Annotated in this window: 27 protein-coding genes and 3 tRNA genes; 23 read left to right on the plus strand and 7 right to left on the minus strand. The window is 59.7% G+C overall.

The genetic code is table 11. The features are described from left to right. Positions 1–19 precede the first annotated feature (19 nt). The 9 genes from rimM to ABHV46_RS14175 all read left to right on the plus strand — a co-directional run bounded on the left by rimM (position 20) and on the right by ABHV46_RS14175 (position 9094). Complete coding sequence (gene rimM / locus ABHV46_RS14135; protein WP_438381999.1) at positions 20–577, plus strand: ribosome maturation factor RimM; 558 nt, start codon at positions 20–22, stop codon at positions 575–577. After that, the gene (trmD, locus tag ABHV46_RS14140; RefSeq protein ID WP_438382000.1) at positions 574–1275 is read left to right on the plus strand and encodes a tRNA (guanosine(37)-N1)-methyltransferase TrmD; all 702 of its coding nucleotides are present in this window, start codon (positions 574–576) and stop codon (positions 1273–1275) included. The genes rimM and trmD overlap by 4 nt, the downstream gene beginning before the upstream one ends. Positions 1276–1300: 25 nt before the next feature. Beyond that, a complete protein-coding gene (gene rplS, locus ABHV46_RS14145; RefSeq protein WP_025884695.1) occupies positions 1301–1681 on the plus strand; it encodes a 50S ribosomal protein L19 in 381 nt (126 codons plus the stop codon). A 43-nt stretch (positions 1682–1724) separates the two neighbouring features. Continuing rightward, the gene (gene leuC, locus ABHV46_RS14150; RefSeq protein WP_438382001.1) at positions 1725–3125 is read left to right on the plus strand and encodes a 3-isopropylmalate dehydratase large subunit; all 1401 of its coding nucleotides are present in this window, start codon (positions 1725–1727) and stop codon (positions 3123–3125) included. After that, positions 3125–3757: a 3-isopropylmalate dehydratase small subunit gene (leuD, locus tag ABHV46_RS14155; protein ID WP_438384427.1), complete on the plus strand. Its 633-nt coding sequence runs from the start codon at positions 3125–3127 to the stop codon at positions 3755–3757. The genes leuC and leuD overlap by 1 nt, the downstream gene beginning before the upstream one ends. A 53-nt stretch (positions 3758–3810) precedes the next feature. Further along, entirely contained in the window at positions 3811–4863 is a 1053-nt protein-coding gene (leuB, locus tag ABHV46_RS14160) for a 3-isopropylmalate dehydrogenase (RefSeq protein WP_438384430.1), read from the plus strand. 19 nt (positions 4864–4882) lie between these two features. Next, the gene (locus ABHV46_RS14165; RefSeq protein ID WP_438382002.1) at positions 4883–6085 is read left to right on the plus strand and encodes a pyridoxal phosphate-dependent aminotransferase; all 1203 of its coding nucleotides are present in this window, start codon (positions 4883–4885) and stop codon (positions 6083–6085) included. Between the two features lie 10 nt (positions 6086–6095). Next, positions 6096–7301 carry a pyridoxal phosphate-dependent aminotransferase gene (locus tag ABHV46_RS14170; protein ID WP_438382003.1) on the plus strand — a complete coding sequence of 402 codons (1206 nt, stop codon included), beginning with the start codon at positions 6096–6098 and terminating at the stop codon, positions 7299–7301. Positions 7302–7411: 110 nt separating this feature from the next. Continuing rightward, positions 7412–9094: a M3 family oligoendopeptidase gene (locus tag ABHV46_RS14175; RefSeq protein ID WP_438382004.1), complete on the plus strand. Its 1683-nt coding sequence runs from the start codon at positions 7412–7414 to the stop codon at positions 9092–9094. A gap of 40 nt (positions 9095–9134) precedes the next feature. Here the strand turns inward: ABHV46_RS14175 and ABHV46_RS14180 are convergent, their stop codons facing one another. Further along, on the minus strand, positions 9135–9683 hold the full coding sequence (locus ABHV46_RS14180) for a thioredoxin family protein (RefSeq protein WP_438382005.1): 549 nt from the start codon (positions 9681–9683) through the stop codon (positions 9135–9137). A 112-nt stretch (positions 9684–9795) separates the two neighbouring features. Between ABHV46_RS14180 and ABHV46_RS14185 the strand changes: the two genes are divergently transcribed. Continuing rightward, positions 9796–10107: a hypothetical protein gene (locus tag ABHV46_RS14185; protein WP_438382006.1), complete on the plus strand. Its 312-nt coding sequence runs from the start codon at positions 9796–9798 to the stop codon at positions 10105–10107. Here ABHV46_RS14185 and ABHV46_RS14190 read toward each other — a convergent pair. Further along, complete coding sequence (locus tag ABHV46_RS14190; protein WP_438382007.1) at positions 10080–10466, minus strand: DUF423 domain-containing protein; 387 nt, start codon at positions 10464–10466, stop codon at positions 10080–10082. The two genes, ABHV46_RS14185 and ABHV46_RS14190, sit on opposite strands and share 28 nt — an antisense overlap. Positions 10467–10557: 91 nt before the next feature. Between ABHV46_RS14190 and ABHV46_RS14195 the strand changes: the two genes are divergently transcribed. The 3 genes from ABHV46_RS14195 (at position 10558) to ABHV46_RS14205 (ending at position 12727) form a co-directional block, all read left to right on the plus strand. After that, positions 10558–11115 carry a DUF4142 domain-containing protein gene (locus tag ABHV46_RS14195; RefSeq protein WP_438382008.1) on the plus strand — a complete coding sequence of 186 codons (558 nt, stop codon included), beginning with the start codon at positions 10558–10560 and terminating at the stop codon, positions 11113–11115. Between the two features lie 12 nt (positions 11116–11127). Continuing rightward, positions 11128–11667, plus strand: coding sequence for a cob(I)yrinic acid a,c-diamide adenosyltransferase (locus tag ABHV46_RS14200; RefSeq protein ID WP_438382009.1), 540 nt, complete (start codon positions 11128–11130; stop codon positions 11665–11667). A 445-nt stretch (positions 11668–12112) separates the two neighbouring features. Further along, entirely contained in the window at positions 12113–12727 is a 615-nt protein-coding gene (locus ABHV46_RS14205) for a hypothetical protein (protein WP_438382010.1), read from the plus strand. Between the two features lie 145 nt (positions 12728–12872). Here ABHV46_RS14205 and ABHV46_RS14210 read toward each other — a convergent pair whose 3' ends face one another. From ABHV46_RS14210 to ABHV46_RS14220, 3 genes are all read right to left on the minus strand, one after another. Then, positions 12873–14813 carry an OPT family oligopeptide transporter gene (locus ABHV46_RS14210; RefSeq protein ID WP_438382011.1) on the minus strand — a complete coding sequence of 647 codons (1941 nt, stop codon included), beginning with the start codon at positions 14811–14813 and terminating at the stop codon, positions 12873–12875. A gap of 50 nt (positions 14814–14863) precedes the next feature. Next, positions 14864–16564, minus strand: a complete 1701-nt coding sequence (locus ABHV46_RS14215) for an alginate export family protein (protein ID WP_438382012.1) — start codon at positions 16562–16564, stop codon at positions 14864–14866. Positions 16565–16659: 95 nt separating this feature from the next. Further along, positions 16660–17226 (minus strand): hypothetical protein, encoded by a 567-nt coding sequence (locus ABHV46_RS14220; protein ID WP_336945671.1) that lies wholly within the window; start codon positions 17224–17226, stop codon positions 16660–16662. Positions 17227–17447: 221 nt separating this feature from the next. Here ABHV46_RS14220 and ispH point away from each other — a divergent pair, with 221 nt between their 5' ends. Genes ispH through rnhA form a run of 3 tightly spaced genes read left to right on the plus strand, consistent with a single transcriptional unit; the run spans position 17448 to position 19938 of the window. After that, the gene (gene ispH, locus ABHV46_RS14225; RefSeq protein WP_438382013.1) at positions 17448–18461 is read left to right on the plus strand and encodes a 4-hydroxy-3-methylbut-2-enyl diphosphate reductase; all 1014 of its coding nucleotides are present in this window, start codon (positions 17448–17450) and stop codon (positions 18459–18461) included. 45 nt (positions 18462–18506) lie between these two features. Continuing rightward, a complete protein-coding gene (gene thrB / locus ABHV46_RS14230; protein WP_438382014.1) occupies positions 18507–19469 on the plus strand; it encodes a homoserine kinase in 963 nt (320 codons plus the stop codon). Then, positions 19462–19938, plus strand: coding sequence for a ribonuclease HI (gene rnhA, locus ABHV46_RS14235; protein WP_438382015.1), 477 nt, complete (start codon positions 19462–19464; stop codon positions 19936–19938). Before thrB ends, rnhA begins: the two co-directional genes overlap by 8 nt. A 61-nt stretch (positions 19939–19999) precedes the next feature. Here the strand turns inward: rnhA and ABHV46_RS14240 are convergent, their stop codons facing one another. Further along, complete coding sequence (locus ABHV46_RS14240) at positions 20000–21007, minus strand: ABC transporter substrate-binding protein (protein ID WP_438382016.1); 1008 nt, start codon at positions 21005–21007, stop codon at positions 20000–20002. Positions 21008–21090: 83 nt separating this feature from the next. On the opposite strand from ABHV46_RS14240, the gene ABHV46_RS14245 reads away from it, so the two are divergent. Continuing rightward, positions 21091–21166 (plus strand) — tRNA-Asn (locus ABHV46_RS14245). Positions 21167–21185: 19 nt separating this feature from the next. Here ABHV46_RS14245 and ABHV46_RS14250 read toward each other — a convergent pair. Beyond that, positions 21186–22448, minus strand: a complete 1263-nt coding sequence (locus ABHV46_RS14250; RefSeq protein ID WP_438382017.1) for an MFS transporter — start codon at positions 22446–22448, stop codon at positions 21186–21188. Positions 22449–22544: 96 nt separating this feature from the next. Between ABHV46_RS14250 and ABHV46_RS14255 the strand changes: the two genes are divergently transcribed. From ABHV46_RS14255 to ABHV46_RS14280, 6 genes are all read left to right on the plus strand, one after another. Continuing rightward, positions 22545–22898 (plus strand): tRNA-binding protein, encoded by a 354-nt coding sequence (locus ABHV46_RS14255; RefSeq protein ID WP_438382018.1) that lies wholly within the window; start codon positions 22545–22547, stop codon positions 22896–22898. Then, a complete protein-coding gene (gene gpt / locus ABHV46_RS14260) occupies positions 22898–23380 on the plus strand; it encodes a xanthine phosphoribosyltransferase (RefSeq protein ID WP_025841979.1) in 483 nt (160 codons plus the stop codon). The genes ABHV46_RS14255 and gpt overlap by 1 nt, the downstream gene beginning before the upstream one ends. Before the next feature lie 64 nt (positions 23381–23444). Further along, positions 23445–23521: transfer RNA gene (locus ABHV46_RS14265), tRNA-Pro, on the plus strand. A 21-nt stretch (positions 23522–23542) separates the two neighbouring features. Beyond that, positions 23543–23619: transfer RNA gene (locus ABHV46_RS14270), tRNA-Arg, on the plus strand. A 1223-nt stretch (positions 23620–24842) separates the two neighbouring features. Further along, the gene (locus ABHV46_RS14275) at positions 24843–25550 is read left to right on the plus strand and encodes a hypothetical protein (RefSeq protein WP_438382019.1); all 708 of its coding nucleotides are present in this window, start codon (positions 24843–24845) and stop codon (positions 25548–25550) included. A gap of 83 nt (positions 25551–25633) precedes the next feature. Continuing rightward, positions 25634–25909 carry a hypothetical protein gene (locus ABHV46_RS14280; protein WP_438382020.1) on the plus strand — a complete coding sequence of 92 codons (276 nt, stop codon included), beginning with the start codon at positions 25634–25636 and terminating at the stop codon, positions 25907–25909. Positions 25910–26127 lie beyond the last annotated feature (218 nt).

Consider the following 26127-nt stretch of genomic DNA (forward strand, 5'->3'; position numbering starts at 1 on the left):
GGATAGGCTTCAGCATTCCATGACATCCGGCACTGCCTCGAGAAATATTCTTGTTGCGACCGTGGGCAGGCCCCACGGCGTGCGGGGGCTCGTGCATCTTTTTGCGGCAACCGACGACCCGGCTTCGGTCGAGGATATCGGCGTGTTGCGCGATGAGAAGGGCAGCGTCTGGCGTGCGGAATGGCAGGGTCATGGCATCGCGCGTCTGTACGATGCGTCAGGCCGCGCCATTACCGACCGCGACGAAGCCGCGCGTCTCGTCAACCTCAAGCTGTATGTCGAGCGGGATAGCCTGCCCGAGGCAGATGAGGACGAGTTCTATCATGCCGATCTGATCGGTCTGCGTGCCGAAACCCGTGAGGGCAAGGTGCTGGGCACGATTGCGATCGTTCATGATTACGGCGCGGGTGTCAGCCTGGAAATTACCGGGGGCGGACAGGATGTGATCGTGCCGTTCACCCAGGCCTGCGTGCCCGAGATCGATGTCGATCAGGGCAGGGTCGTTGTCGAACCGCCGCATGAGGTGGAAGTCGAGGGCGACCTGTCGGGCAAGGGTGATGTGGCGGTGCGTTCATGACCTGGCGCGCGGATATTCTCACCCTTTTCCCGGACATGTTTCCGGGGCCGCTCGGGTTCTCCCTGGCGGGGCGGGCGCTTGAAGAAGGCGTCTGGTCGATGGGTGTGCATGATCTGCGCGGTTTCGGTCGCGGGCGTCATCGCGCCGTGGACGACACGCCTTTCGGGGGTGGTGCGGGAATGGTGCTTCGGGCCGATGTGGTCGCCGAGGCGCTGGATTCGATCGCAGTCGAGGGCCGTCCGGTCATCTACCCTACGCCACGCGGCGCTCGTCTGACCCAGGCGCAGTCTCGTGAGTTCGCCTCTGGCGATGGTGTGGTGGTGCTGTGCGGGCGCTTCGAGGGCGTCGATGAGCGGGTTCTGGCGCGACGCGACGTCGTCGAGATCTCGCTTGGCGATTTTGTGCTGTCCGGTGGGGAAATCCCTGCTTATGCGCTGCTCGATTCCTGCGTGCGCCTTCTGCCCGGTGTGATGGGGTCGGAGCTGAGCGATGCCGAAGAAAGCTTTGGTGACGGGCTGCTCGAATACCCGCATTACACCAAGCCCGCCTCATGGGAGGGTATGGATGTGCCGCCGGTTCTGCTCTCGGGGCATCATGCAGCGATAGCGGCATGGCGCCACGAGCAGGCGTGCCAGACGACCCAGGTCAGACGCCCCGATCTCTGGGCGGCTTATGCTGAAGCCAAGACTAACAGATAAATTTTCGTATTCTCGGAGAAGTAACATGAACATTGTCCAGCAGTATGAGGCGCGCGAAATCGAGCGTCTGACCGCCGCCCGTCCGGTTCCCGAATTCCAGGCCGGTGACACCGTGCGCGTTGGCGTGCGCGTTGTCGAAGGCACTCGTGAGCGTGTTCAGGCTTATGAAGGCGTTGTGATTGCCCGTTCCAACAAGGGCCTGAACAGCAACTTCACGGTTCGCAAGATCTCCAACGGTGAAGGCGTGGAGCGTATCTTCCCGCTGTACTCGCCCAGCATCGCCGAGATCGCTGTCGTTCGTCGCGGCAAGGTGCGTCGTGCAAAGCTGTACTATCTGCGTGAGCGTAGCGGTAAGTCGGCACGTATTGCCGAGCGTCCCCGTGACACGGTGAAGACGGCTTCCTAAGTTCAGGTTAGCTGAAACAGGTTTATGAAATAAGGAGAGTGTAGTGGCCCGAACCCTGTTCGATAAAATCTGGGATGACCATGTGGTCGAGCGCCTCCCGGATGGCACCTGCATTCTCTACATAGACCGTCACCTTCTACACGAGGTGACAAGCCCTCAGGCTTTCGAAGGCCTTAGGATGTCCGGGCGTCGTCTGCGCCGCCCGGATGCGACGGTTGCCGTGGTCGATCACAACGTGCCGACCTCCGACCGCTCGCTGCCGATCGAGGAGCCGGAATCCCGGCTCCAGATCGAGACGCTCGAAAAGAACGTTGCCGAATTCGGCGTTCCCTATTTCAAGCTGCGTTCGAAAGACCAGGGGATCGTGCATGTGGTGGGGCCCGAGCAGGGCATCTCCCTGCCTGGCATGACCATTGTCTGCGGTGACAGCCATACCTCGACCCATGGTGCAATGGGGGCTCTGGCCTTTGGCATCGGCACGTCAGAGGTCGAACATGTCATGGCGACGCAGACCCTGCTGCAAAAGCCCGCGAAGAACATGCGCATCACGGTCGCGGGCCAGGTCGGCCCCGGCGTAACGGCGAAAGACATTATGCTGGCGATTATCGGCAAGATCGGGACCGCAGGCGGTACCGGTCATGTCATGGAGTTTGCCGGCGATGCCATCCGCGCGCTCGACATGGCTGGGCGCATGACGCTGTGCAACATGTCGATAGAGGCAGGAGCCCGCGCCGGTCTGGTTGCGCCCGATGAGACGACCTTTGCCTATGTCGAAGGGCGCCGCTTTGCCCCCAAGGGCGAGGATTTCGAAAAAGCCTGCGCTTACTGGCGTACGCTGGCGACCGATGAAGGCGCGGTGTTCGACACCGAAGTCTCGCTCGATGCTGCCGAGATTCAGCCAAATCTGACCTGGGGCACCAGCCCTGAAGATGTGATCGCGATTGATGGCATCGTGCCCGATCCGGCGCAGTTCAACGATCCGGCGCGTGCCCGCCAGGTGCAGCGTATGCTCGATTACATGGGGCTTGAGGCCGGTCAGAAGATCGCGGGTACCAGGATCGACGTGGCATTTATCGGCTCCTGCACCAATAGCCGTATCGAAGATTTGCGGGCTGCCGCGGCGGTTGCCAAGGGGCGTCATGTGGCGCCCGGTGTGCGAGCCATGGTGGTGCCGGGCTCGGGCAATGTGAAAGCGGCTGCCGAAGCAGAGGGGCTGGATCTGATTTTCCGCGAGGCCGGGTTCGAATGGCGTGAAGCCGGGTGTTCGATGTGCCTTGGCATGAACCCCGACAAGCTGACCTCCGGCCAGCGTTGCGCCTCGACGTCCAACCGTAATTTCGAGGGTCGTCAGGGCCCAGGCGGACGGACCCATCTGTGCTCGCCAGCCATGGCGGCGGCGGCGGCGGTTTCGGGCTGCTTTGTCGATGTGCGGGAGATGGCATGATGGACAAGTTCACGACACTCACGGCCATTGCGGCCCCGATGCCGGTCGAGAATATCGATACCGACCAGATCATCCCGGCGCGTTTTCTCAAGACCATTCAGCGCAGCGGTCTGGGTAAGAATGCCTTTGCCGCCCAGCGCTATAACGATGATGGGTCGGAGAAGCCCGATTTCGTGCTCAATTGCGAGCCCTATCGCAAGGCCGAAATCCTGATCACGCTCGATAATCTCGGCTGCGGGTCGTCTCGCGAACATGCGCCCTGGGCGCTGCTGGATTTCGGTATTCGCTGCGTGATAGCGCCGAGCTTTGCCGATATCTTTTTCAATAACTGCTTCAAGAACGGCATTCTGCCGATCCGCCTGCCGCGCGAGATCTGTGAGTCGCTCATGGACGACGCGCAGATGGGGGCGAATGCCCGCATCACCATCGATCTGGAAAACCAGATCGTGCAGCGTCCCGATGGCAGCACTATCGCGTTCGAGGTCGATAATTTTCGCAAACATATGCTGATCGAGGGGCTCGACGATATCGGGCAGACGCTTCAGCACGACAGCGCGATACAATCCTTCGAGCAGAAGCGTCAGAGAGACGAATCCTGGCGCCCCACTATTGTGATGGAGAAGGTTTCGTGAGCCAGGCCACCAAGCTACTCGTTCTTCCCGGCGACGGGATCGGCCCCGAAGTCATGCGTGAGGTCGTCAGGATCGTGCGCTGGCTCGGTGAGGCCAAGGGGCTTGCTCTTGAGCTGACGGAAGAACTGGTCGGTGGTGCGTCTCTCGCCGCTCATGGCGTGCCGCTGCGCCCCGAGGTGGTCGCACTCGCCAAGGAAGCCGATGCTGTGCTGTTCGGCTCGGTGGGCGATCCGAAATGGAGCCATGTCTCGTTCGACAAGCGCCCTGAAGCCGCCATTCTGGGCCTGCGTCAGGAGCTCGAACTCTTTGCCAATCTGCGCCCCGCGCAGGTTTTTGCGCCGCTGGTCGATGCGTCCTCGCTGAAGCCGGAGCTGGTGGCCGGGCTCGATATCATGATCGTGCGCGAGACGGTTGGCGGCATCTATTTCGGCGAGCCGCGCGGTATCGAAACACTGCCCGATGGGTCGCAGCGCGGCATCAATACCGAAGTCTACACGACGTCCGAAATCGAGCGTGTGGCCCGTGTGGCGTTCGAGCTTGCCCGTTTGCGCGGTAACCATGTCTGCTCGGTCGAGAAGTGCAACGTGATGGAGAGCGGTCTGCTGTGGAAGCAGGTCGTGACCGCCTTGCATGAGCGCGAATACAGCGATGTCACGTTGAGCCATATGCTGGCGGATAACTGCGCCATGCAGCTCGTGCGCAATCCCAAGCAGTTCGACGTCATCGTGACGGGCAATCTGTTCGGCGATCTGCTGTCCGATCTGGCTTCGATGCTGACCGGCTCGCTGGGCATGCTGCCCTCGGCCACGCTTGGCCCGGTGCAGGAGAATGGCAAGCGCCATGCGCTCTATGAGCCGATCCATGGTTCGGCGCCCGATATTGCAGGGCAGGGCATCGCCAACCCGCTGGCACAGATCCTCTCTTTCGCCATGCTGCTGCGCTATTCTCTCAAGCGTGAGGAAGAGGCGGCTCTCGTCGAGAAAGCTGTCTCGAACGTGCTGTCGAGCGGCTTGCGTACAGCCGATATCATGTCCGAAGGTATGAAGCGCGTTGGCACCGAGGAAATGGGTGCCGCCGTTCTTCAGGAAATGCAGAAGCTGGCCTGAGAGCCAGCCGGAGGAAGATATGTCCCTGATCGCTGCCCGGCTCAACCGGATCTCCCCCAGCCAGACGATCGCCATCTCGCAGAAAGCGCGGGCCCTGAAAGAAGCGGGGCGGGACATTATCAGCCTCTCCGCCGGTGAGCCTGATTTCGAGACGCCTGAAAACGTCAAACAGGCCGCCTGCGACGCGATTGCGCGAGGCGAAACACGTTATACCGATGTTGCGGGCACGCCTGCCTTGCGCAAGGCTGTTGCGGCATGGTTGAACCGCGATTTCGGCCTTGACTACAAGGCTGAGGAAATCGTGGTTTCCACGGGCGGGAAGCAGGTCATTTATGACGTGTTCACCGCGACACTCGACGCGGGGGATGAAGTCATCATCCCGGCGCCAGCCTGGGTTTCCTATCCCGACATCGTGGCACTGGCCGATGGTACGCCTGTGGTGGTGCAGACCAGGCCTGAAAACGGTTTTCGTCTCGACGCCGAGACGCTGCGAGCGTCCATTACCCCGAAGACCAAATGGCTGGTGCTAAACTCGCCCTGCAATCCGACGGGCGCCGTCTATTCCGAGGCCGATCTGCGCGCGCTCTGCGATGTGCTGCTCGATCATCCGCGTGTCTGGGTGCTGACCGACGATATTTACGCCAAGCTGGTCTATGACGGGCTGGTCAGCAAGACGCTGGTACAGGTCGAGCCGAAACTGCGCGAGCGTGTGGTGACGATGAACGGTGTCTCGAAAGCCTATGCCATGACCGGCTGGCGTATCGGTTTCTCCGCAGCACCCGTCGAACTGACCAAGGCGCTGATCAAATTGCAGGGGCAGAGCACGAGCAACCCCTGCTCGATTGCGCAGGCTGCTGCGCTTGAAGCCGTCACCGGTCCTCAGGATTTTATCGGTGGCATGGTTTCGGTCTATCAGGAACGCCGCGATCTCGTTCTGTCGATGCTGGCTCAGGCGCCGGGTCTGACCTGCATTCGCCCCGAGGGGGCGTTCTACGTCTTCCCGTCCATTGCGGGTGTGATCGGCAAGAAGACGAGCACGGGTAAAGTGATCGAGAATGACGAGATTTTCGTCACCGAATTACTTGAGGAAACGGGCGTCGCAGCCGTGCATGGCAGCGCTTTCCTGACGCCGGGTTATTTCCGTATTTCCTACGCCACCGACACTGAGAGCCTGCGCGAAGCCTGCACACGCATCCAGCGTTTCTGCGCTTCCCTGAGCTGAGAACCTAATCATGAGCTTTCGTCTGGCACAGCGTCTTCAAGGGCTGCCGCAGCCCGCAACGATCGCAATGTCGGCGAAAGCCCGGGCGCTGAAAGCGCAGGGTATCGACGTCATTTCTCTGGCGCTGGGCGAGCCGGATTTTCCCTCACCGCCTGAGGCCGTCGAGGCGGCCTATCAGGCCGGTCTGCGTGGCGATACCAAATATCCGCCCGTGGGCGGACAGCCTGTGCTCAAGACCGCGGTTGTGAAGAAATTCCGCGATGAAAACGGTCTGAACTACGCGCCCGAAGAAATTCTGATCGGCAATGGCGGCAAGCAGCTCATCTATAATGCGTTTGCTGCGACCATCGATCCGGGTGATGAGGTCATCGTGCCCGCGCCTTATTGGGTGAGTTATCCGATCATCGCGCAGATGATGGGGGGCGTGCCGGTTGCAGTGACCTGCCGTGAGGAAGACAGGTTTCGCCTCAAGGCCGAAGCGCTGCGCGCTTCCATTACCCCGCGGACGCGTTGGCTGGTTCTCAATTTTCCGAATAATCCAAGCGGTGCCATTCTGGAGCGCGATGATCTCGAAGCGATCGCCGTCGTGCTGCGTGACGTGCCGCATGTGCTGGTGATGGCGGACGAGATATACGAGCATCTGACGTTCGGCGGAAAAAACCACGCCTCTCTGGCCAGTGTTGCCCCCGACCTCAAGAACCGCATTTTGACGATCAATGGCATGGCGAAGGCCTATGCCATGACCGGCTGGCGTGTCGGCTTCTGCGGTGGTCCGGCGCCGCTGATCAAAGCCATGACCAGCATCCAGAGCAACGCAACATCGGGTATCTGCACCTTGGCGCAGGCCGGGGCGCTCGCGGCGCTGGGCTTGCCGGTGACAGGGCGAGAAGCCATGCGCGATGTCTATCAGTCCCGCCGCGACTTTGTTGTGTCGAAATTGCGCGCCATGCCGCACGTTACCTGTGCCATGCCCGAGGGGGCGTTTTACGTTTTTCCCGGTGTCAGCGGTGCGCTGGGCAAAACGAGTGCCGCTGGGCGTGTGATCGTCGATGATGTCGCTTTCGCCGAAGCGCTGCTTGAAGAAGCGCATGTGAGCGTCGTGCCGGGGAGTGCCTTCGGCCAGACGGGCCATATCCGTCTGTCCGTCGCCGCGTCGGACGCCTTGCTGGTCGAGGCCTGTGCGAGGCTGGAGCGCTTCCTTCTGACACTCACCTGACGGAAGCGCGCCTGACGGACCGGGGCAGATCAGGTTTGGCCGCGCTAGCCGAAGCCGGGCTGTGCGAGGCCTGACTGGACGAAGCCGGGACGGAATGCGACCATGGGCGCATGATCACATCCTTCCCCGAATTCAAGACTCTGGATTTTCCGACACCTACGCGAGAGACGTTGGATAACGCCTATGCGGCGATAGGCGCTGCGCTGGATGGCGACGATCTTGCGCATGGGCTCGCGCGTTTCGACGCGCAGCGTCGCGCCTATGAATCCTGGTCGGCTCTGGTGGAGCTGCGCTTTTCGCAGGATACGCGCAACGCCGATTATGTTGCCGCGCGTGACTATGCCGATAGTCTGACACCCTACGCCATCAATCTGGAGACACAGATCAAGAAGCGCGTACTCGCGCGTCGTGACGAGGTCGCAACGCATCTGGACGCTCATGTGCTGGCGCTCTGGGATGCCGACATCACGACGTTTGACGTGCGTATCGAGGCCTTGCTGGCAGAAGAGGCGCGTCTTTCGGCGGAGTACACGGCCCTGCTTGCCGCGGGGGAGATCGCTTTTCGGGGGGAGAGCCATAATCTCTCCGGGCTGGAGCCTTTTCAGCAGGACCCCGATCGCGCCACACGGTATGAGGCTGAGGCCGCACGCTGGGGATTCTACGAGGCGAATGGCGCCCAGCTCGATCGCATCTTCGATGATCTCGTGCGTCTGCGTACCGCTATGGCCCATACGCTCGGCTTCGATTCCTACATCGATCTCGGTTATCGCCGTATGCGTCGTACCGACTACAATGCGCAGGATGTCGCGCGCTTTCGCGAGCGTATCGCCAGCCATGTCACACCCTTGGTCCAGGCGCTCTTGCAGCGGCGCCAGCTTGAAATGGGATGGGACGGTCTAAAAGCCTGGGATGAGGCGCTGGTCGATCCGAGAGGTAATCCCGGCCCCGCTGGCGATTACGATCTGATGATCGCGCGGGCGAAGGAGATGTTCACCCGTCTGGATGAGAGCGGCGAAATGGCTGCTTTCTTTTCGGAGATGGTCGAGAAGAATTATCTCGATCTGAAAAACCGTGCGGGCAAGGCGGGAGGCGGTTTCTGCACCTCGTTCTCGACGCAGGGCACACCGTTCATTTTTGCCAATTTCAATGGCACTCATGGCGATATCGGCGTGTTTACCCATGAAATGGGGCACGCTTTCCAGAACTGGAAAAGCCGCGATCTGCCGATGATCGATATGCTCTGGCCGACCATGGAAGGGGCGGAGATCCATTCCATGGGCCTCGAATTTCTGACTTGGCCCGAGATCGATCTGCTGGTGGAAGAGGGGGCAGGCGAGCGCTATCGGCGTCTGCATCTGATCGAGAGCCTGAGCTTTCTGCCTTATGGCGCCTGTGTCGATCATTTCCAGCACGAGATTTACGCCAAGCCGGGCATGAGTCCTGAAGAGCGTCACGCGACCTGGCAGAGGCTCGAGAAGCAGTATCTTCCGTGGCGCGACTGGGGCGATCTCGCTTACCCGGCAAAGGGTGGCCGCTGGCAGGCCCAGCGCCATATTTACGGGTCGCCCTTTTATTATATCGATTACACGCTGGCGCTCTGTGTGGCGCTTCAGATCTGGCTGATTGCCCAGGTCGACGCCCCGCGCGCGCTCGAACTTTATCGCGGGCTCTGTGAAGCGGGGGGGAGCCAGGCTTTTTGCACATTGGTGCGCAATGCCGGGCTGACTGTGCCCTTCGAGGACGATGCGCTGGCCGAAATCGTGGACGAAGCAGAGCAGATGCTCATGATGTGACGAGATGCCCCCTCTCTAGCGAGAGGGGGCAAGGCCGGATTCAGCCGCGGCGGTTCCATTTATCGAGCAGATCAAGCACTGATTGCGACGACATGGCACGCGCATTGCCGAGCGTATTCGCGCCATCGGCGTTGAGCAGCTTGCGGCCCGGTGTGACAATCAGCACGGTCGGAACTTCATGAATGGTAACGCCGAACTGCTGGGCGATATCGAGGTTCTTGTCGATGCGCCCGACATTGACCGGCACGACGACGAATTGTGATTCGAGCCATTGCGCAACTTCCGGCTGATTGAAAAGCCCGGCCAGCATACGGCAATCAGGGCACCAGTTGCCGCCAAAATCGATCAGCACCTTGCGTTTCGTACGCGCTGCCGTGGCGAATGCCTCCTCGACCTGGGTCTTGGCGAGGGCGATATCGGGATAGACGTCCTTCGCCGGTGTGATCTGCACTGAGCTGTCGATCTTCGGCGGTGCTGGCGGACCGTCTTCGGCGAATGCCGTGTCGCTTGCGCAGGGCATCGCAACGGGCGCAAGCGCGGAGAGGCCGAGGGCGAGGGAGGTCAGGACGCCAAATTTGCGTTTCAGCACGATGCGGGCCTTTCGAAGCTTGAAAAAGGTTTGAGGGTAGGGTGGTTGAAAATCCGCCAGAGTATGAAATGTTTTGTCCCGTCAGGGAATACAAGAGCACGAAGGGCTTTTGATGAAACAACGCAACGATGCGGAAGGGGCCGCAGGAGAAGTCTCCATCACCACCACCCTGCTTCGTACCATCGGGCTCGTCGGGCTGACGCTCGCGCTGGCGTTCCTGATCCGGTTCGTGCCGTTTCTGTCACATGGCGTGCAATGGGTGGCTGGAACGGATGCCTGGCAGGCGCTCTATTCCCTGTTCGGCATCGATACCAGCCTGGGTCGCGAACAGCTCATTCTGATCGGGATCATGCTTTGCTGCTTTTTCGTGGCACTTGGGGTTCAGACGGCGCTTGTCTATTTCACCGCGCGCCTGAAGCGGTGAACGAAGCAGGCCAGAACGGCCAGGCTCAGCCAGGCCAGCATGGTCAGCGTGCCGCCGAAAGGCGCCAGAAACGCGACATTCGGGCCTTTCAACGCCAGTGAGGCGACTGGCAGGGTGAAAAGCAGCGTGCCCAGCGCCATGGGCAGAGCGACCCAGCGCAGAACGGCCATACCGCTGGCGCCAAGAGCGAGCAGGGCGAGCACATGCCACATCAGCATCTCGACCCCGCGTGACAGCATGGCGCGCCCGCCGGTGATGAAGGCCTGATCGGGCAGATGAGCCCCGAGGGCCGACAGCATGACGGCGACGCAACCGAAAATACCGCAGAAAATGAAAATCAGACGTTGCCATGGCAGCATGGGCGGAACACTTTCGTCTTCAGTGGGTTCAGATCGAGGCTTCTGGCAGTTAACGTCAGTCCTCATAGAGTAAGAAGTAAAGGTCATCATCATGAAAGCTGGTCTCTGGATCGGATTGGCAGCCTTGCCGCTTTGCGCATGCACGCCCGGCTATCCGAAGCTGCCCCCTCTGCCGGACAAGGCGCCGCCTTTCACGACGGCTGATGCGGCATTTCTGCAGCAAGCTAACGAGCATGACCTTACCCAGATCGCACTGAGCAAGCTCGCGGCCGATCATGCGCGTGCGACCGAGGTGAAAGATCTCGCTCAAACGACGGAGAAAAATTACGAGGCGCATCGCAAGACACTGGCGACTCTGGCGAGCAAGCATAATCTCACCCTGACCGAAACGCCTCTGGCCAACGACCAGGCGACGATTGATCGCGTATCGCATCTGCATGGACCAGCCTTTGACAAGGCCTATGTGACTACGCTGCGTAACGAGTCGCAGGGTAGTGAACAAGCCGTCGCCTCGGTGGCCACCACAAAGGACAGCGATATCAAGAATGCAGCCGCAGGGCTACAGACACTGGATAAGCAGGTCATCTCTTCGGCCTATAGCTGGTTTCCCAAGCTTGCTGTTCGCAAGACGCATAAATCCACGCGTTGAGAGGGGATGCTCGTGAGTGTCCGTCTCGACAAGATCGTCACCCGCGGCGGAGATCGGGGCATGACCTCGCTCGGAGATGGGGCACGCATCCGGAAGGATGATCCCCTGATCGAAGCGATGGGGTGTGTGGACGAACTCAATGCGGTTGTGGGGCTCGTGCGACTGTATTGCCCGGGCCGTGACGAACTGGAGCGTATCCAGAATCTCCTTTTCGATCTTGGGGCGGTTCTTTGTATCCCTGACCGTGAAGATGACGGGGCGCGTATCGGCCAGGGGGTTATCTGGCTGGATGCTGAAATTGTCGCCCTGCGCGAAAGCCAGCAACCTCTGACAAGTTTCGTTCTGCCTGGCGGCTCGGTCGGGGCAAGCTGGGCGCATATGGCACGCGTTGTGGCGCGGCGTAGCGAGAGGCGAGTTGTAGCACTGGATCAGACGCGTCTCACTTCTTCCGTGATGTTCCTGAATCGCGTGAGCGATTATTTCTTCGTGCTTGCGCGCCATAGGAACGATAACGGTCGTTCCGATGTCCTTTGGCGACGGACCCAAGTCTGAAATAGAGGACTGGAAGAGGCCCGAGCCGGCCTCTTCCATTTAATATCCACGAAAATGAAACGAACACTGTATCGCTACAAGTTTTTGTGATAATGCTGAGAACAACGGTGTTTCAAGCTATTTTGGTTTCTGCAAGTTCGAGCCTGATCTATTTTCATTGCTGAATATGGGCATCGTGCACCAAAGTGGCTTCATGCAATGTAAATAAAAATAGAAATTTTAAAATTTTTTTATACTATGTATTATTTCTATTACCAAGTAACGGTTATTGTCGATTTGCTCTGAATGTGGAGAGCCTTTGAGGTGACACATATGAGGATTTCGTTTAGGAGCAGGCCACAAGAAAAGTTTGGCCTTCCCGGAATTCAGGCACAGAAGCGTATGCCGGACGAGCCAAGACTGATGCACAAGATCTAGATGATTTTCTCCAATCGGAAGACATAAAGTGGGTACCGACTCAGATTTCTATAATAAAGATACTAATCATGATGGTGAGCTTAGCGAAGATTCACTTCGTCTCGCGCTCGAGCGACTGGGCACCAAAAGTAACAAGAGACACACCCAGGGCGGCCATCATAAAGTCGCCCCTGACCAAAGGCGCCGCCGTTTCGTTCAGGAGGGGCAGGTCGTCGTCGAGCATCACCAGCTTTCGCGAGCAAGCCTGCGCGCACCATCTTCGCAGGGTGAGGATCACGGCGAAGAGCTTTCACGTCTTCGTAACCTCCTGAAGCTCGAGCAGCGCCGTGCTGAAGACGCGCAGCGCGAACTAGGAAATGTGCAGGTACAGCTGCGCACACTCGAGACCCATCTCGTCCACGAGAAACTGCATGTGACCGAGTTGAAAGCGAAATGTGCCGAGGTTGAGCAGACGCTTCTCGAAGCGCAGGTTGAGCTTGCCAGACTGCGCGAGGAAACTCAGAAACGTCGCGTCGAGCCGGTGGCGTCGGGCGAGGAGGCAGCCGAGCCAGTTATCAAAAGAGGCAGAGGCCGCCCGCCGCGTGTCAAGGAAACTGCAGTCGTCTCTCGCGATCCTGAGCCGGTTCGCTGGTGGAAAGACTGACCTGCTTTCCTGTGTTCTGCACGCGGGCACATGGCATTCTAGGCAGTGAAAAAGACCGATCGGGAACTCGCTCCCGGTCGGTCTTTTCATATCGGGCCTGACGACGCCCGGCTCCTATAAATAATTAGGAAGGGGGGGCGAGTAATCAGAGAGCCCGAGCGGCCTTGCGCAAGGTGCGTGCAAACCAGATCAGGCCGAGGGTGAAGAGGACAACGCCCATCAAGCTCTGGAAATTCTTCGCAACCGGAATGGACAGAAGATCGGTATGGCCGGTCATGCCGCTGAGTACGGCGATAACTACGCCGATCAGGCTTTCGCCGACAATGAATCCCGATGCGACCATAGTGCCGGTGCTGTCATCGCTATGAGACGCGGCTTGGGGTGCGCGGTCGAAAAAGAAGGCGATGATGGCGCCGATGGCGATGGTGACCGACACATCGGCGGGAAGGTAAATACCCATCCCAACGGCGAGCGGCGGCATGGCGAGGTTACGGATTTTCAGCAAGCGGTCGATGATGATCAGGGCAACGCCGATCGCGGCGCCGATCAGGATCATGGTCCAGTCTAGATTGCGCAGCAGAATGCCTCGGGCAATATCGGCCATGAGAGCAGGTTGCGGTGCGGCGAGTGCGCGCGACGGATCCATGTCAGGGCGTGGCAGGGAGCTGCCGAAGCCGTAAGCCTGATAGAGGACATTCAGCACGGGCGGAATGACGAGTGCGCCGACGACGCAGCCGATGAGGAGGACGACCTCCTGCTTCCACGGCGAGGCACCCACCAATTGTCCGGTTTTCAGATCCTGCAGATTATCGTTCGAAATAGCTGCCGACCCGGTGAGGGCCGTCAGAACGAACAGGATATAGGCGATAGCGCTGTGCTGATCATGGGTTGAGAGCGCATCGGGCACGAGGTGTAGTGTCTCCAGCCCGAGCAGCGCCAGACAGAGCGCGACGACGCTGATGATCGAAATGCCGGAGATCGGTGATGATGATGAACCGATGATGCCCGCCATGTAGCCGCAGGCGCTGGCGACCAGAAAACCGATGAAGAGACAGGCAGCCAGTCCAAGGCCCAGCATGATGACGAGATAGAAATCATGGGGTGTGATCGGCCAGAGGAAAAGTGTGAAAAGCGCACCGAGCCCGAGAATGAGCGCGCCAAGCAGAAGGTTCATCACAAGGGGGGGGAGATCGCGGTCCGTCTCGTCCAGACTGGCGCGATGCGTTTGCGAAAACGCCTCACGCAATCCGCGCAGAACCGGCCCCATAAGAGAAAAGACCGTCCAGCATGCCGCCACGGCGATAGTGCCGGCCCCCATGAAGCGGATCTTGTGGACCCAGAGCCCTGTCGCAAAATCTGCCTCAGACACCCCGGCGGGGTGCGCCACGACCGTGCAGAGCCACGGTATGCCCACGCCCCAACCGATAACGACACCGGCAAGCATTGCCAGTCCGCCGCCGAGCCCAACGAGATAGCCCGTGCCGATCAAAGCCAGGGAATAGGCGCCCTGTAGGCGAAAGACGGAGGGGCCAAGCGAGAATGTCGCGCTCCAGCCATCCTTTATAATTCTGACCCCCGTGCTGAGAAAGGTCAGGCCTGCTGCGATCAGGCTGCCGCGTATCAGGGCCTTGAGCGCCTGCTGGTTGCCTTCGGGTGACGCTACGCGCAGAATCTCGGCGCAGGCAACGCCTTCCGGATAGGGCAGGGCGCTATGGGTGACCAGGGCGCGTCTCAGCGGAATGGTGAACAGCACGCCCGTGGCGCCGCCGAGCAGGGTGATGAAAAAACTCTCCCAATAGGGAAAGCCGCTCCAGAATCCGATCATGACCAGGCCGGGTATGGTGGCGAACACGCAGCTCAGCGTGCCTGCTGCCGAGGCCTGTGTCTGGACCAGATTGTTTTCGAGAATGGTGCTGCCGCCCAGCGCCCGCAATACCGCCATGGAAATAACGGTTGCGGGGATGGAGGAGGCGAAGGTCAGGCCGATTTTCAGGCCCAGATAGACGTTGGAAGCGGTGAAGATGATCGTGATCAGGGCGCCGAGAACGAGTCCTCGAATGGTCAGTTCCCGTGTCGCCGAAGTCATGCTGTCTCTCTGTCTCGATAACGTAAGGAACAGGTCCTACGACGAAGTGCCTAGAAACGGAAGACGAAGTTCGACTGGTAGTAGCTTCCGCTTTTTCCTCCTGCCGCCCGCAGCCCGTCAGACCCGATGAAGCGGGCGCCATATTGTGTCCAGGTCAGATGGCGGTTGAGTTGCAAGGTCAGGGATGCCTGAGGCACGATACCGATAAAGCCCCCATGCAGATTGGAAAAAGCGTAGGCGCCGGAGGGGCCGTAGACGGCATCGTCGGTTGAGGCGCGCCAGAAGAGCGGACTTTTGAACTGAAGGCTGAGCCAGTTGCGCGGCGTCAGGCGAATGACTGGCGACAGGCTGACGAGATTACTCGGCGCGATATAGGTGGTGGTGTCGAGATAATTGGTCTGCGGGTTGAACGGCGCGATATAGGTGCCGATCGCGCCGTCATTGCGGCGCGATGAGCCGCCGGAATAGAGATCGGCCTGAAGCCCGATGAAGGGATGCAGCGGCGAAGGGGTGTGACGATAGCCTGCAATGGCATTGAAGGCGTAGGCCGAGACCGTACGGTTTTGCCCTGTGCGGTTCAGCTCGAAACTGCCCCCCTGATAAAGGCCGCCGACCGAGAATTCGAAAGAAGGCGCGCCGCCATACCAGCGGAATCCGTAATTCTGTCGTGCCGTCGTGCCGCTGAGCGTCGTCTTGTTATAGGGCAGGGCCGCAGAGCTGCCCCCCACCCGAAAGGCGATGAGGAAGAGATCGAGAAAGGACGAGATCCGTTCCGATCCGAGTGCGAAGGAAGGGGGCGCCCAGGTGATGTCCAGGCCATGGAGGCGCGTGCTCCAGTCGACACGGTCATGGAACATCTTGTTGAAAGTGATGTTCGTGCCGACGAAATCGTACACATCGGCGCGTAGGCGCGGCCAGATGGCGTAGCCGCGCACGCCGTTCCAGGCGAGCGGCACATTGGGCGTTTCCCGGTTATAAAGAATGTAGGAGGGGGCATCGAGGAATTGCTGCCGCCCGATGATCAACCCGGTTTTGGCCTTGGCGAGCCCGGTGCGCAACTCGACGAAGCCCTGCTGCAAATCGAGACGCTTTCGGAACGTGCTGTTGTAACCATAGCCTCCCCATCCTCCAGCATCGCCGTTCACGAGCTGACCGAAAAACCGGACGTGCTGACCGAGATGCAGGTCGGCACCGTAGAGATTGCGTACGGCAAAGCGTCCCGAGCCCGGCGTGCCGCGCGTGCCGAGAAAAGGCGCCTCTTCTGACCAGTTGCGCAGGCGCGTTTCGCCCGAGAAACTGAGCCACCAGTCACCGTTGCGTGTGAGAGGAATGTATTTCAGAGGGTCGAACAGATCGTCGTGGCGCTTTTTGTCGCGCAGGAATGACCAGTCTTCTGCCCAGGGGGCGATACCATAACGGCCTACCGGGCCGAATCCGGCAGATTCACCGTTTCCCCTCGTAAAAACGCCCCAATCGCCCTGGGTGCCATGCGGCGCCCTGTTCTGCAGGGGGGTGACGCGACGCGGCTGCCCGACGGGGCCTGCGTGAGGATAGTTCTGGATTTCGGGCCGCTGGGTGCCATTGACCGTGAGATGCTCGTCGGTCGCTGTCGGGTCGACGAGCTTCCGGGTGCTGATCTCGCCGATGCTGGTGGCATTTTCAACAGCAGCAGCAGAGAGCGCCGTACGAGCGATGCAGGGAGACACGCCTGCGAGCAGGAAGAGGGCAGGCAGGGCGTGGCGAGGGCGCATGGCGGAACGTTCCGGAGAAAAGCTAGTTCTCCAGCGTATCAGCGTAAAAACTATTTACAACGTGTTTTTTAAAAACAACGCTGCAATATAGTGAATTAGTTGGTCTGTGCCGTGAATTTTGCCGGGCGCAAATGGGTCTGGTTGTAATCGAGCTGTTCATGGCTGAGCTGAAACCCCACCTTGAGCGCGTAATTGGTCTGCTGCAGATCGGGCGAAGCAGGCACATCGATGATTCGTACTGGCGTGCGCAGCGTTACGGTCGACTGATTGCCCGCGAAAGAGACGGGAATATCGAATTCCTTCTTCTCGAGAATTTTGCCGTCACGCAGCACCGCCACGAAATAGGGCAGCACGATATCCTTGCCGTCAGAGGCCGGACCGCGCTCCACGACGACGGCAAGACTCAGGCGAGAGCGAACGCTTTTCTTGGGACCGGCTTCGCAATTGCCGGTCAGGCCGCTCATGCCGGCATGGGTTACGAGGCTACCGGCATCGAGACCGTGCCCATCATATTGATAGAAATCAGCGGCCTGACCGAGGATCTCGACCGGGGGGCAGGTAGGCGCAAAAGCACTCTGGTCGTCCTGGTTGCAGGCAGTCAGGGCGACCGAAGAACCGATCAGGGCGAGAAGCGGCAGGAAGTGGCGGGTGGATCTGGTCATGGACAAGGCTCTTCGTCTATTCACCGGTGCGGAAACCGAGTCCGGTATGGTAAGAAGGCGACACGACGCCGAATGATCGTGCGATGACGGGCTTGCATACTCGCAACGGGTTGCGTAGCTCCCATATGCGAGCCCATATCGCGAAGCGTTGCATCATTCGTCATGCGTGCTGCCTTGGGGCTTGTTCGCATATACCGCCTGCCGTGAGATTGGGGAACACCATGCCCGACACCTTGACCACTTCACGCCCGCAAGCGTCTTCGGAGCAGGGATCTGAAGCGCAAACGCTTCGTGTCCTCCTAGCCGGGCCGCGTGGCTTTTGCGCTGGCGTCGATCGGGCCATCCGCGTGGTGGAAGAAGCTTTGCGCCGCTATGGCGCGCCCGTCTATGTCCGTCATGAGATCGTGCATAACCGTACCGTCGTCGAAAATCTCGAAGAGCAGGGCGCGATTTTTGTCGAGGAACTCGACGAAGTGCCTGCCGATGGTCACGTTGTGTTTTCGGCTCATGGCGTGCCGAAATCGGTGCCTGCCGAAGCGCAGCGCCGCAACTTGCTTTATCTGGATGCTACCTGTCCGCTCGTATCGAAGGTCCATCGCGAAGCCGAGCGTCATTTCGCCGGTGGTGGCCCCGATGCTCGCCATATCCTGATGATCGGTCATGCAGGCCATCCCGAAGTGGTCGGCACGATGGGGCAGCTCCCCAACGGTGCCGTGACGCTCATCAATGATGCCGAGGAAGCACGCACGGTGCAGCCTGCCGACCCGTCGCGCCTCGCTTTCATCACACAGACAACTCTCTCGGTCGACGATACCTCCGAGATCGTAGCGATCCTTCGTGAGCGCTTCCCTCTGATCGAGGGGCCGAAGAAGGAAGACATCTGCTACGCTACGACCAATCGTCAGGAAGCGGTCAAGGCGATCGCGCCCGAGAGCGATCTGGTGATCGTGATCGGTTCGCCCAACTCGTCGAATTCGCAGCGTCTGCGCGAAGTGGCCGAGCGTTCCGGCGCCAAGCGCGCCCTGCTGGTGCCCAAGCTCGCGTCGCTGGACTGGAGCGTGCTCGAAGGGGTGAGCACGGTCGGCATCACGGCGGGCGCATCGGCGCCAGAATCTCTGGTGCAGGAAATGGTCGATGCCCTGTCGACACGCTACAAGCTTCAGATCGAAGAGCGTATCGTGAAGAAGGAAAACGTGGCTTTCCGTCTGCCGAGCCCGCTCGGCGAGCCTGTCTGAGGGCTGACGAAACCATCATGACCCTTCTGTTCGCTGCCTGAGATTATGGCGGTCTATACAACCATACCGCCGGAGAGGCTCGAGGCTTTTCTGGCGGATTACGATCTCGGACCGCTCGTGCAGATCGACGGTATTGCCGAGGGTGTCGAGAACACCAACTACCTGCTCGAAACGGAAGCCGGTCGCGCCATTCTCACGCTCTACGAAAAGCGCGTGCGTGCCGATGAGCTGCCTTGGTTTCTAGGGCTTATGCAGCATCTCTCCCGTCGCGGGTTGAAATGCCCTACGCCGGTCATCGCTCGCGATGGTGTGGCGCTGCGCAGCCTCATGGACAGGCCAGCCGCCATTACGACCTTTCTGCCAGGCCGACCGATCGCGACGATCACCCCTTCCGCCTGTTTCAGTCTGGGCCAGTCACTGGCGCGCTTTCACCTTCTGGGGGAAGATTTCAGGGCAAAGCGGGCGAATTCTCTTGGGCCGAGCGCCTGGAAGCCCCTGTTGGACTCCTGCCTTGGCGCGGGGGATTCGCTTCGCCCTGGTCTGACGCAGGAGCTGGAGGGGGCCATTGACGCGGTGCTGCGTGGCTGGCCCGAGGAAAGCACGCTCCCGACGGGGCAGATTCATGCGGATCTCTTTCCCGACAATGTCTTTTTTCAGGAGGGTAATGTTTCGGGGCTGATCGATTTTTATTTCGCCTGTACCGATCTGCTGGCCTATGATCTGGCAATCTGCCTCAATGCCTGGTGCTTCCCTGATGATGTTACGGCATCGCCTGCATTGATGGCCGGTATGATGGGGGGCTATCAGTCGGTGCGCCCGCTCAAGCCCGAGGAAAAGGCAGCGCTGCCGGTGATGGTGCAGGGAGCTGCGATACGCTTTCTGCTGACCCGGCTTTATGACTGGGTGAACACACCGAAAGACGCGATCGTGACCCGCAAAGACCCGCTGGCCTACTATCGCCGCCTGATGGCGTGGCGTGACGATGCGAAGGGGCTTCTGCATGTCTGATGACTTGAGGGCGCCTTTGCCCGACGATGCTCCGTTCGTCGAAATCTGGACCGATGGCGGGTGCAAGCCCAATCCGGGTCCGGGTGGCTGGGGAGCGTTACTTTGCTCCATGGGGCATGAGCGCGAACTATCCGGCGGTGAGCAGGATACCACGAACAACAGAATGGAGCTGACAGCGGCGGCCGAAGCACTGGAGGCGCTCAAGCGTCCCTGCAAGGTCACGCTGCATACGGATAGCGAATATCTGCGCAATGGGATCACGCGTTGGCATACGGGCTGGGTGCGTCGCAACTGGCGCAATGCTGCGGGTGACCCCGTCAAAAACCTCGATCTGTGGCAGCGTATTCTGGCGGCGGAAAAGCGACACAAGGTCGAGTGGCTCTGGGTGCGCGGCCATAGTGGCAATGTGAATAACGAACGCGCCGACCAGATCGCGACAGCCGCGCGCGAATCGATCGAGCGCCGCTGACTCCGTGCAGGGGAGAGCCGTCAGAGGCCGCTCTCCCGATTAGCGCGAATGGTAAGCCTTCTCAGACCGCAAGGCAGATGCGATGAGCAATGTCGGTTGTCTTGTCGGCATCGGGCATGAGCCCAATCAGTTTGAGTTCATCGACATATTGCTCGACCTGCACCCTGAAGGGATGCCCTGTGACGGCATGACTCGCGATTTCACGATCGAGCATGCCTTGGGCCTCCTCCGGTGCATCGCTGTCCTTCTTCCATAAACGTGCCAGCTCGTCGCGATGGGCGGGGAATTCGTTTTGTGCGTCCTGCAAGGCGGCCGTCAGTGCTGCGGCAAGGCCGGGATCCTGCGTCAGAGCCTTGGTGGCTAGACCCAGAGTGAGATCGATCCGCTCTCGTTCGGCGCCGGTCATGCTGTCAAGCATGTTCCAGCTCACGCCTTTCGTCTGCTGAAGAATGCGCCACCCGATCGGGTCATGCACGGCTACCGCATCGAGGTCTCCTCCGCGAAGCGCGTCGGCCATGTCATCGGCAGGAATCGCGACCCATTGTACCGAATCGGTCGGATGCAGACCGCGGCGTCGAAGCTGGATGCTGATGAAGCGGCGATCAGCGCCTTCGAGGCTCAGAACGCCGATTTTCTTGCCTGCAAGATTGCCCACCTTGTGCAGATTGAGATCGCGTCTGACGAGCAGACGATAGCTACCGCCTCGTACGCCGCAGGCGAGGCGCGCGGGCAATTCGTTTTCCTCATCCTGATAGAGCGCAGGCAGCCAGTCGAGCAAAGGGCTCAAAGCCGCATCGGCACGATTGGTCACGACGGCGTCGATGGCGCTATTGCCGCCCGGTGTTTCGACAAGATCGACCGTCAGATTATAGCGACCGAAAATGCCCTGCTGGCACAGCCAGAGCAGGGGGTCGTAATCGGGCTCCGGCCAAGCGAGGCGGATATGGCGCTTCTTGCCATCGGTCTGAATTGGCTTGTGACGATGGAAGAAGTTTCGCGTTTGCAAGGCTGTAGCCAGGATAACGCCCCCTGCACCCATGAGAAGAAGACGACGGGAAGGCGCTGCCATCAGAAGAAAAACTCCATATGCAAAAAAAATGACAGAGGGGGGTTTACCCCAGGAAAAGCTTTCGCTAGATAGTGCCTCGCCGGTCCCGAATAGCTCAGTTGGTAGAGCAAGCGACTGTTAATCGCTGGGTCGTAGGTTCGAGTCCTACTTCGGGAGCCAGGCATTTTTCCCCTGAAAATCATGTCTCATCAGGTCTGATCGTATCGAGGCGATCCAGTGCCCACAGGCGTGGGAACATCCTGATCCAGAGCCCTGCGACGATCAGTGTACCGATGCCGCCTGCCACGACGGCAGCTTCGGTTCCAATGGCGGTGGCCAGCATGCCGCTCTCGAATTCTCCCAACTGATTACTCGACCCGATAAACAGCATGTTCACGGCTGAAACACGGCCACGCATGCCATCGGGTGTTGCCAATTGCGTCAGAGCGCCACGTACGACCACGCTCACGACGTCAGCCGCGCCCAGAACGGCGAGAGACAGTACTGACAGGGTGAGTGAGTGCGATACGCCAAATACGATCGTGGCGATGCCGAAAATACCGACCGAGGCGAACATGATCGGACCGGCATGGCTCTTGAGCGGATAGCGTGCAAGGAACAGCGAGCCGAGCAGGGCGCCGATCGCGGGAGAGGCTCTCAGGATACCCAGGCCGATAGGGCCGAGATGAAGGATATCATCGGCATAGACCGGCAGCATGGCGGTGGCGCCCCCAAGCAAAACGGCAAACAAATCGAGAGAGATTGCTCCCAGAAGATCGCGACGTCGACGCAGAAAGGCGATTCCGCCGAAGAGCGATTCGAGGCTCATCGGCGAGCGGCTTCCCGCATAGGGACGGAGCTTGAGGAGAGAGGTCGAAATCAGGGCCACCGAGAATCCGATAGCGCAGGTCAGGTAGCAGAAATCGGCGCCAAGGCCGTAAAGCAGCCCACCGAGCGAGGGGCCGATGATCGAAGCTGTTTGAAACAGCGAAGCTGAGAGAGCCGCAGCCTTTGGGAACTGGGTCGGGGTGGCGAGAGAAGGCAGAAACGTTTGCTGGCAGGGGCCCTCGAAAGAGCGCAGGGCGCCGAAGCAGGCGACGAGGACGTAAAGTGCCCAAGGAGCGAGCTGGCCGGTAAAGGTCAGGAGCGCCATCCCGAAGGCGCCGATGATTTCGATCACCTGACAGATCTGCACGATGCGCTTGCGATTATAGCGATCGGCGACATGACCGGAGATGAAGACCAAGGCGAGCATGGGCAGAAATTGCGCGAGCCCGATCAGGCCAAGGGCTGCCACGCTATGGGTCAGTGCATAGGTCTGCCAGGCTACCGCGACCGCAAGAACCTGGGCAGAAAGAGCGGACAGGGTGCGCCCGGCAAGAAAGGGGCGTAGGCCGACGATGGCGCTCAGGGCATCGTTTGGCGCGGGGGGGGGCTCTGAAGGCGAGATGGGGTCTGGCATGGCGCCCTTACTATAAGCAGAGGGCGTGAGTCAGAGCCAGCGCGCAGGCTTTTCGAGTCGATTGCATTTCGCGAGCCGTGCAGGCAGGTTCCGCCGATGAACCCAGAACGTGATCTGCCCGCCGACTCGCGGGCATCCGCCATGCCTTCCGATCCTGTGCAGCCCGATATTCGTGTCGGGACAGTCGCCTCAGCGCAGGGAGAGGGCGATAAAATGATGCTCTGGATCGATTTCGGGGCGCTTCTGGGTGTCCGCCGCGCCACAATGGCCCTGACGAAACGCTATGAAGCGTCTCAGCTGGTTGGCAGGCAAGTTTGTGCTGTGGTTAATCCGCAGCTGCATAATGCTTCTGTGAATCAAGTTCTGGCGCTCGGCATGCCTGATCGCTCCGGCGACATGGTTCTGATCTGCCCGGATCGCCGGGTGCCAGATGGAGGAAAACTGTTCTGATGGCTACCAATTACGCAACCGTCACCTGGGACCAGCTGCATCGCGATGCGCGTACCCTTGCCTCGGCCCTTATGGCGCGTGGCGCGTTCAAAGGGATCGTTGCCGTAACGCGTGGCGGTCTTATCCCGGCTGCGATCATTGCTCGTGAGCTCGATTGCCGCCTCGTCGAATCCATTTCGGTTATCAGCTATTCTGGCGAGAGCGCCGAAGACCAGAAGCAGCCACGCGTGGTGAAGGCTCCTGTTGCTGCGGGCGATGGCGAGGGTTTTCTCGTGATCGACGATCTGGTCGATTCCGGTGAGACGGCGAAGGTCGTGCGCGACGTGCTGCCCAAGGCGCATTTTGCCTGCCTTTACGCCAAGCCCAACGGCAAGCCGCATACAGACCAGTATGTGATGGAAGTGGCTCAGGATACCTGGGTGCTGTTTCCCTGGGACACCGCACCGCTCTTCGTGCCGCCTCTGGCGCGTAACCTCGGATAATTCTTCACTTTTTTCAAAACCGCATCTTTCACCCTGCCGCAAGTTGCGGTAGGGTCCGCGCGTTCGGGGCGTGGCGCAGCCTGGTAGCGCGCTTGTTTTGGGTACAAGAGGCCCCCGGTTCGATTCCGGGCGCCCCGACCACCACCAGGGTTAAAGCGGTAAGCGCCCTTAGCTCAGTTGGATAGAGCAACAGCCTTCTAAGCTGTGGGTCGCTGGTTCGAATCCAGCAGGGCGCGCCATCCGTTTCGTCAAAAGCGCTGCACCCTGTATCTTGAGCGCATCTATTCCCTGTTACGATGGGCCACGGGTCTGAGCCGCTCTCTGTCCCGTTTGAGTCCACCCCGAAAATGGCGTGCGGCCGAACAGAGATTTCTTTATCCTCGCGGCAGAGGCGCAAGCTCTTTTTCCGATTTGTCTCTTAGGCTGTTCTGGCGCGCGCGATACGGGTCGCCTCCGGTTCGGAAGCCTTAAGGAGAGGCAGGCGAGCAGCTTCATACGAGGGGCATAGCCCGTCCAGAGGAGGACCTGGCCGCATATTCGGCTCAGATCTTCCGTCAAACCCCATTCATGAAGAATATAAAAACAGGGATTGCAGGCAAGATTCGGGCGCAGGAATCATTTATTTGATGATTTTTCAGCGTTTTTATAGTAATGGTGGTTACGTATTCTGGAAAGATACGTAATCTTGAGATGGGCTGTGTCCGGCGCTCTGTTGGTGTAGTGGGCTCGGCTGGCGGTTTCTCCTATGTCAAATTTCATCCTTGATTCGGCACATAGCTGATGCATGTCTATAAACGCGGGCTCACTGTCGCGAAGGCCGGTGCTTTGGCTTAGCTGTTTCCGCCACCCTCGACTGAATTGATCTTTGCCTGGTGTGACTCTCGACAGGATCAATCAGGCGCGCAGCAAAGTCCTTGAAGCGGTCCGCAGTGCAGGAACTTGCCTGAACGGGTGGCAGAGCCTGTTACAACCGCGAGGCAAGGCGTGGTCTTCTGCTGGTCTTTTCTCGATTTCCCAAGCGCGATGCTGACCCTCCGCGAGGCAAACGCGTGAACCCAGGCGTTGCAAACGTGCCTCGCGGTCCTGCCTCTTGTCGCGATCAGACGACTCTCGGCATCACATGCCTTTCTCTCGCTTGAGAAGTGGCTTGTTTCAAGGAAATTGAGAACAGCAAACCAGAGTGGGGAGACGCAGCAAAGGATCGGCGCGGGGCATCGCTATCGTCGAGCGTCTGACGACAAAGGCTCTCTTTATCAGGCGCTTTTTCTGACGTGCCGCTTCAGGCTGCTGCTTGTGGCCCTCGTTGCGGGGGCGAATCCGGAAATACTCGATGCGATCGGAAGGGGCTCCGACAGCTTCACGCTTCCTGTTCCGGTGAGTTGTGTGAGAGCTGACGGCGAGGAAAACCCCCTCCGTCCCAAAAAATCAGACAGTCGGCCATGCCGACCTGTTTCGGAGAACCATGATGAAAATCGATACCCTGCGTCTGTGGGGCGCGATAATGACTGTTTTGACCTGTGTCATTTTGCCACTGCCAGACGTTGCTGCTGCTCCGCAATTCGTACCTACAAATGGTCTGCCGCTCGACACGCCTCTCGGTTCTGCACGCAATGCCGATGGAAGCGGCGTTATCACCTTTCGCACCCTTCACCGCGACAGCGAACGCAACGCCGCAGATATCGTGGCGCTCTTGGCGCAAACTGTCTCGCCCGGGCAACTCGGTGGAGTACTCGGGGCTTACCTTAAAGTTGCCGATGCCGGGTCGCTTTACGCAACGCCAGAAAGTGTCAGTGCCTTGCTCAATAGTGAGACCGATCGTGCCAGAAAGGCGGAACAGGGCAATGCGGACGCGATCGCTGCGTTGCAGGCAGGCACAGTGACGCAGGACGATGTCTTTTCCTGGTTAGGCACTTATCTTACTGTAGCGGCCGCAGATGCCCGTTACGCCACGCCTGCTGCTGTGGATGCGTCAGTCGCCTCTGAGACAGTCAGAGCCAAAGCGGAGGAAGGGGCCAACTCGAGCGCTGTTACCGCGCTTGAGGCCGTTGCCGCCACTAAAACTGGCCTTGCCGCAGCGCTGGCGTCTTATCTTCCCGTTGCGGGGAGCCACATCCGGCCCCCTGAACGGGGTCTCGTACCGGGCAGATCCTGCAGGAAAAAGCGCCTCTGACGAGTTGATCAGCTTGACTACAGATGGGAGCAGCGCGCTTAGCGAGCATAATTGTTTCCCCCCCCCCTGGAGAAGCCGTCACATTGCTGCATCTGGTCGTCGCTGGTCGTTCATCCAACGGTGCCGATGCGGTCATGCAGCGTTTCAATAACATTACGATGTTCAAGCATGGCGGGACGACAGAGCTTTCCCAATCCGGTGATGGAACGACTTACCCCTCCTTCGGCAACCCTGGGCGCTGGTCGGTTTCACCGTCACTCGACATACCTACGGGATGCCTCAGATTGAGCGTACGGGCTGCGGGCAGCGGTTCATGGCTTTGGCGCGCGGCTATCCATGCAGAAGCGCTCTATCCCTGATTGAGTACTTCCCCGGGATGAGGGCGGAAGAATGGCGTGTCATGAAGTCGACGCGTCTGAGCAAGCAGATTTGTTGGACGGCTCGCAGCGCCCATACACGAAATGGGGGTGGTCCAAGCAGCGTGTATCTGCCGACAGGCTAAACGATTCTCTTCATCGCAGACGGTGGCATGAGTGCCCAAGGCGTGGCAAACTGGCACGCAATGCGCGGGTGCTGC

This window comes from Asaia sp. BMEF1, from assembly GCF_051628905.1.
In the GTDB taxonomy this organism is placed as follows: domain Bacteria; phylum Pseudomonadota; class Alphaproteobacteria; order Acetobacterales; family Acetobacteraceae; genus Asaia.